This is a genomic window from Kitasatospora sp. NPDC056446 (genome assembly GCF_042796115.1).
Lineage (GTDB): Bacteria > Actinomycetota > Actinomycetes > Streptomycetales > Streptomycetaceae > Kitasatospora.
Genome location: NZ_JBHTRF010000149.1, coordinates 1 through 6,178 on the forward strand (window position 1 = coordinate 1; position 6,178 = coordinate 6,178).

Below are 6,178 nucleotides of genomic sequence, written 5' to 3' on the forward strand. Positions count from 1 at the left end.
ACTTTTTTTGGGGGTGTTTTAACCCTTTTACACACTTCCCTCGTGGCGGGGCGCCGGGGGGGGGGCGGGGGACCTCCCCCCCCCCCCCCCCCGTCGGGTCACGAGATTACTGGTTGACCGACATCCGGACGGATTCGGTCCAGGTGACGGTGAATCCGATGGCGCGCTGACCTGCGGGGAACACTTCCTCCATCTTGCTCGACAGCATCTGGGCGCCGGGTTCCTTCGCACCCGAGGAGTAGCCCTCCGGGGAGACCCCTCGGGTGAGCGATTCCTTGGTCATGTTCTGGGTGAGTTGGAACTGGACCTGGGCGGTGTGGTCGGCGCTGCTGTAATCGGTCACAGTCGCGCTCAGGTTGTAGGAGCCGAGGACGGCGCGAGCCGAACCTTCGATCGAATTCTGGTCCCTGTTTCCCAACAGGTACGACGCGAAGTCGGCGAGCTCGGAAGCCATCATCGTCTTCATCTCGGTCTTGTTGAGTGCGGCGCCGTAGGCCGTCTTGTAGTCGAGGCCCGAGATGGTGTCGCCGACCTTGGTGCCCTGACGCATTTCCAGGTAATTGCGGACCACGTCCAGCCACATGTGCTGCCGCACCTGGGCGGTGAACTTGTCGCTCTCGTCGAAGTAGTACGAACTGGGGGCTATCCCCATGAAGAAGAACGCGGCGACCTGGGTGGCGTCCGGGTCCATGACCGCCTTGGAGTCGAAGTTCCCGCCCGAGGCGTAGGCCGCGGACGCGCGGCGCGCCAGTTCGTCGCGACGCTCCGCCTTCTTGACGTTCTCCCGCTGGACGGCCTCGGTGCGGTGGTTCTCGGCGACGATCTGGTTGTAGCGCTTCCCTTCCTCGATGGGCATGGTGCCCTTGTTGCCGCAGACGTACATCCCGCTCACGCACTCCTCCAGGGCCATGCCACTGGGGTCGGAGTACGTCACAGGGTTGTTGGCCGAATAGGCGTAGCCGTTCGTGGTCTGGGGCTTGTCCGCCTCCAGGAGGGGGTCCACCGAGATGAACCGGCCGGTGGCGGGGTCGTAGTCGCGGGCACCGATGTGGGTGAGCCCGGTCGCCTCCTGGACACCGCCGAGGAAGCCTCGGTTGTCGGCCCAGGTGCTGGGGGCGGCGCCGCGGAGGCCGCCGAAGGGAGTGCTGCGGCGCTGGGTGACGGCGCCGGTGGTGGCGTCGATGCCGACCTCGGCGGTGCCGTGGTGGTCGTTGATCTGGAAGGTCAGCTTGTTGTCGTCGGTGCGGACGGCGGTGGCCACTCCGAGCGGGTAGCGGCGGGTCGCGGCAGCCTTGGCTGCGCCCTTGACCAGCTTGAGCTCGGTGTTGCCGAGGTACAGCGTCCAGTTCTCGGCACCCGGGTTGGCGGTGTCGAGGGTGTGGCCGAGCAGGCGGTTGCCGCCGGCGTCGTAGAGGTAGTCGGTCGTGGTCGTGGTCGTGGCGGAGGTGGTCTTGACGGTGTCGGTGACCTTGGCGAGCCGGTTCTCCGAGTCCCAGGTCAGCACCTGGTCACTGGCCCGGCCGGCGCCCGGCTTGAGGTGCCGTTCGGCGGTGTTGCCCGACGCGTCGTAGGCGTAGCCCTCCTGGACGGGGGCGCCGTTGGCACCGGTGACGGTGCTGGTGCCGGTGAGCGAGTGGGGCCGGGCCGCGGTGGGGGCGGGGTAGGTGTAGGTGGTGGTGGCGTCCTGGGCGGTGTTGCCGACGGTGTCGTGCCGGGTCTCGGTGGCCCGGGTGCCGCTGGCGGTGTAGGTCCAGCTGGTCCAGTACGGGGCGGGGCCGCCGAGCTGGGCGCCGCCGGGGGCCGTGCAGCTGTCGGTGCCGGGGGTGTAGGCCTCGGTGAGGCGGGCCAGGTTGTCGTAGCGGAAGCACTGCCGGTCGGTGCCGGAGCGCGAGGTGTCGGTGACCGAGGTGACGTTGCCGGCCTGGTCGTAGGTGTAGGCGGCGGCGCGGGTCGCTCCGGTGACGCCGTACTGGTCGGTGCGGGTGGAGGCGAGGCGCTGGGTGCCCCACTCGTAGGCGTTGGTGAGGTAGATGTCCTTGCCGGCGGTGCCGTTGCCGAGGGTGGTCTGCAGCGGCTTGCCGGTGAGGCTGAAGGTCTGCCCGGTCTGGTACTTCGTCAGGCCCTCGGAGGCGGTCAGCCGGCTCAGCGCGTCGTAGGTGAACGCGACGGACTCGGCCGGCAGGTTCCCGGCCGCCGGGTACGCGGTGCTCCTGGCCTGTCCGTCGAAGCGGTAGACGGTCCCGGTGACGTAGGTGCCCGCCAGCGCCTCCTGCCCGGGGACGGACGGGACGGTGAAGGTGGTGCGGGTCGGCCGGGAACGGGCGTCGAACAGCGAGTACGTGCTCTTGTACTCGAAGGTCCGGCCGCCGACGGTGCTGAACCGGGAACTGGAGGACTGCAGGCCCTTGTTGCCGGCCGGGTCCCAGGTCTGGGAGGTCAGCAGCGGGCCGGTCGCCGAGTCCTCGTGGGTCTCGGTCAGTCGTCCGAGGTTGTCGTAGACGCTGGCGATCGTCCTGCCGCGCGCGTCGGTGGTGGCGGTCACCTCGCCCCGGTCGTTGTAGGCCTTCAGGGTCGTGCCGCTGTCCGGGTCGACGGCCTTGGTCTGCCGGCCGAGCTGGTCGTAGGTCCAGCTCCACACCGTGCCGGCCGGGTTGGTCAGCTTGGTGAGGTGGCCGGCCGGGTCGAAGCCGTAGGTCGTGGCCTCGTACGGACCGCCCGGGGTCGCGGCGTTGTACTGCCGCAGTTCGGTGGTGTGCCCGGCGACGTCGCTGATGGTGGTGGTGGGAGTGCCGCCGGCGGGCGGGGTGACGGTGACCCGGTCGCCGCCGTACTCGGTGAGCGTGGTGGAGACCGGGGTGCCCATGCCGTTGCCCGCGAGTAGCGTGGACTTGACGACCCGTCCGAGACCGTCGAACTCCTGCTTGGTCTGCGACTCCACGCCGACGGTGTCTTCGAGCTTGAACAGGGTCGTGGACGGGGCGTTGGTGGCGTAGTAGGCGGCGAACGCGAGGGCCGCCTGGCCGCGCTCGTCGTAGAAGGTGTCGGTCAGGACCCGGCCGCCGTTGTCGCCCGGGGACTGGGTCTGCCGGGCCCGGCCGAGGCCGTCGTACAGGGTGTAGGCGGTCCGCTGGGAGCCGTCCTCGTTGAGCGAGCGGCTGGCGACGGCGGCGATCCGGCCCTCCTCGACGGTGTAGGCGAACTCCAGGTTCGGGGTCTGGCCCGTCGCCTTGGAGCGGTCGGGCTGCCAGACCTTGAGGGTGCGGCCGAGCGCGTCGTACTGGATGTCGGTGCGGCGGTTGTTGGCGTCGAGGGTGTCGACGGTCTGGCCGCGCAGCAGGTCGTAGTCGGTGGTGGTGGTCTGCGTGGTGGTGGCGTCCCCGGCCTTGGCGGGCGGGGAGGTCGCCACGGACTTGGTGGGCCGGCCGGTGGCCGGGGTGTGGGCGGTGGTCGTCGTCCGGGCGTTCGGGGACGCGGTGGTGACCGGTCCGGCGGTGCCGGTGGTGTCGAAGACGGTGGTCGAGGCCTGCGTCGTCGAGGTCAGCGGGCGCCCGTAGGCGTCGAACGAGGCCGTGGTGTCCAGGTAGGTGGCGCTGTTCCCGGTCTGGGACTTGAGGGAGTGGACAAGGGTGACGTCGCCCTTGGTGGGCGCGGCGCCGTAGGCCTGGCCGTCGAAGCGGCTCCGGACGTCGGACAGGACGACCGACGTGCCGTCGGCCCTGGTCTGCCGGTCGGCCGTGGCGGCGCAGTTCGCGGCGACGGTCTCGGTCCGGATCGCGCCGCTGAGGATCCACGCCCCGGTGTTGTCGGCGTACGTGGTGCGGGTGCACTTGTCGTCAGCGGCGTTCGCCACGTCGCCGAGGTCCTCGGACTGCGTGACGCGGCCGTAGTCGTCGTACGTGGTCCGGGTACCGGTCTCCCGCCACGCGTTGCCGGCGCCCTTGTCGAGGGAGGTGAACGCGCGGGTGCCGCTGATCCCGCCGATGTTGGCGGTGGTGGTGCCCCAGTCGCGGACCCGCTTGGCGGTCTCCTTCTTCCAGGGGGTGTTGACGGACTTCTGCAGGATGACGCCGCCGGGCTTGTCGTACTGCTCGCTGCGGTACTCGTAGCCGGCCCACGCGTTGTCGTCGGTCAGGACGGTGCCCTGGCCGTCGTCGACGGTGACGGCGCGCTTGCCGTTCTTGTCGGCGGGGTTGTTGCGGTCCTGGTCCATGCCGCGCAGGAAGTAGTGGTCGGCCTGGGTGGTCATGCCGGTGACGCCGCCGGTCTCCACCCGGGCGTGGGCGTAGCCGCGCCACTGGGACCAGGTCTTGAGCTTGTCCTTGGTGAGGCCGTCCTCGTCGTCGAAGTGCCAGGCGGCGTCGCCGAGGTAGGTGTAGTGGGTGACCATGTCGGGCGCGCCGCCGGTGCGGTCGGTGGCGATGACCGCGTCGACGACGTACTTGTTGAACCACTCCGTGGTGACCGGGGTCTCTTCGGAGGCCTGGTACATCTGCGGGAAGCAGCGGGTGGTGTTGGACTGCGGCGTGGGCAGGGCGTTCCAGTCGCACGCGGCGGCCGAGTAGTTGACGTCGATCTGGCCGCCGAGCTCGTCGGTGACGGTGCCCAGGCGCTGCTTGATGAACGGCATGCGGCCGTCGCCGACCTTGTCGAGCCGGTTGGCGAGCTGCTTGTAGGCGAAGGTGGTCTTCGGCAGCGCGACGGAGGGCGCGGCCGAGGAGCCGGTGTGCTTGATCGAGTCCAGCAGGAGCTGGTAGTCGAAGTCGGCGGTGCCCCACTTGTGGGTCAGGTCCCAGGTGTCGACGGTGGCGTAACTGCCGTCGGCCTGGAGGGTCTTGGCCGCGATCTGGGTGAGGCGGGTGCGGGTGAAGAAGGTCGGCGAGTACTGCCCGGTGCAGTCGGTGCCGTCCTTGCAGTTCTGGTCCCACGGGGTGTCGTACCAGTACTGCCGGTTGGTGTCGATCTTCGCCGGGTCGCAGAGCGCGGCGTTGCCCTCCAGGCAGCGTTCGGCGGTGGAGAAGTCGACGCGGCCCATCGGCTTGACGGTGGCCGAGTAGAGGTCGCCCTGCTGCTGGCCGTACTCGATGTGGTCCAGTCGGCCCCCGCGGATGTACGGGGTGCGGTCGCTCGCCTTGAGGTTGCGGCCGTAGTTGTTGGTCTCGGGGGTGTACCAGTAGGTGACGTCGTTGCCGTGGGCGTCGACCACCAGGTCCAGGTTCCACCGCCAGCCCTGCTGGCACCAGGAGGACGCGAAGTCCGCGCCGTTGCACGGCTCCCCGGCGTTGTTGCCGAACACCGGCACGGTGTAGACGGACTTGGTCTCCGGCTTGCCGGCCGACCAGTTCGGCAGGCGGTTGTAGCCGAAGTAGTAGGAGGTGCCGTCGGTGGTGGTGGCGCGGAAGTACTCGCCGTCGTTGTCACCGTTACCGCGAGCGATGTCCCGCAGACGCACGACCTTCGTGGCGTCGTCGTTCTTGATCCGCCACTCGTCGCCGGAGACCGGGATCAGCTCACCCGCTTGCCCGCCGAAGCTGATGGTGGCGTTGTCCGTCCCCCAACACTGGTCACCAGGGCTGGACTTCCCGGTCTTCGGGGCGCCGTCGTCCGCGCACGCCTTGTAGCTGCGCTCGACGAAGCCGGGCGAGAGGTCGAAGCCGTCACCCGCCCAGGAGGCCTGGTTGTTGCTGTTGGACGTCCGGCCGTCGATCGCGCCGGAGTTGTAGGACAGGCCGATCTTGGGCGTGAGCCCGCCGGGCATCCCGGTCAGCGAGATGTCGTACGACCAGGTGAACGAGCCGCTGTTCAGCGAGGTCGACCAGGACGACGCGCTCGACAGCGGGGTCGCCTTGTAGTCGCCGCTCGGGCCGGCGCTGCCGGTCGTGGCCGCCAGCACCATCGCGCCGGGCGCGGCCTGCAGCCGCATCGACCCGGCCGGGGCCGTGGTCAGCGCGTCGGCGGCGACGGTCTGCTTCGCCGGGTCGTTGCCGCCCGGCAGCGGGGTCTGCACCCGGCACTCGGGCAGGTCCGGGGTGGTCAGCGCGCACTCCGGCAGGCGCACCAGCCTCAGGCGCGAGCCGAAGCCGGAGCCCGCCGCCTGCGCGAACGACGAGTAGTCGACGGCCAGGCCGCCGTTCTCGTCGGCGCCGGTGACGGTCAGCAGCAGGCCGTTGACCCCGGCCTT

The 6,178-nt window shown here is 69.8% G+C and carries 1 protein-coding gene; it reads right to left on the reverse strand.

Features of this window, described 5'->3' with window-relative positions:
• Positions 1–106: 106 nt before the first annotated feature.
• Positions 107–6,178 (reverse strand): RHS repeat domain-containing protein (locus ACFQ6N_RS39845; RefSeq protein ID WP_380659061.1); only part of this gene is annotated, 6,072 nt, incomplete at its 5' end.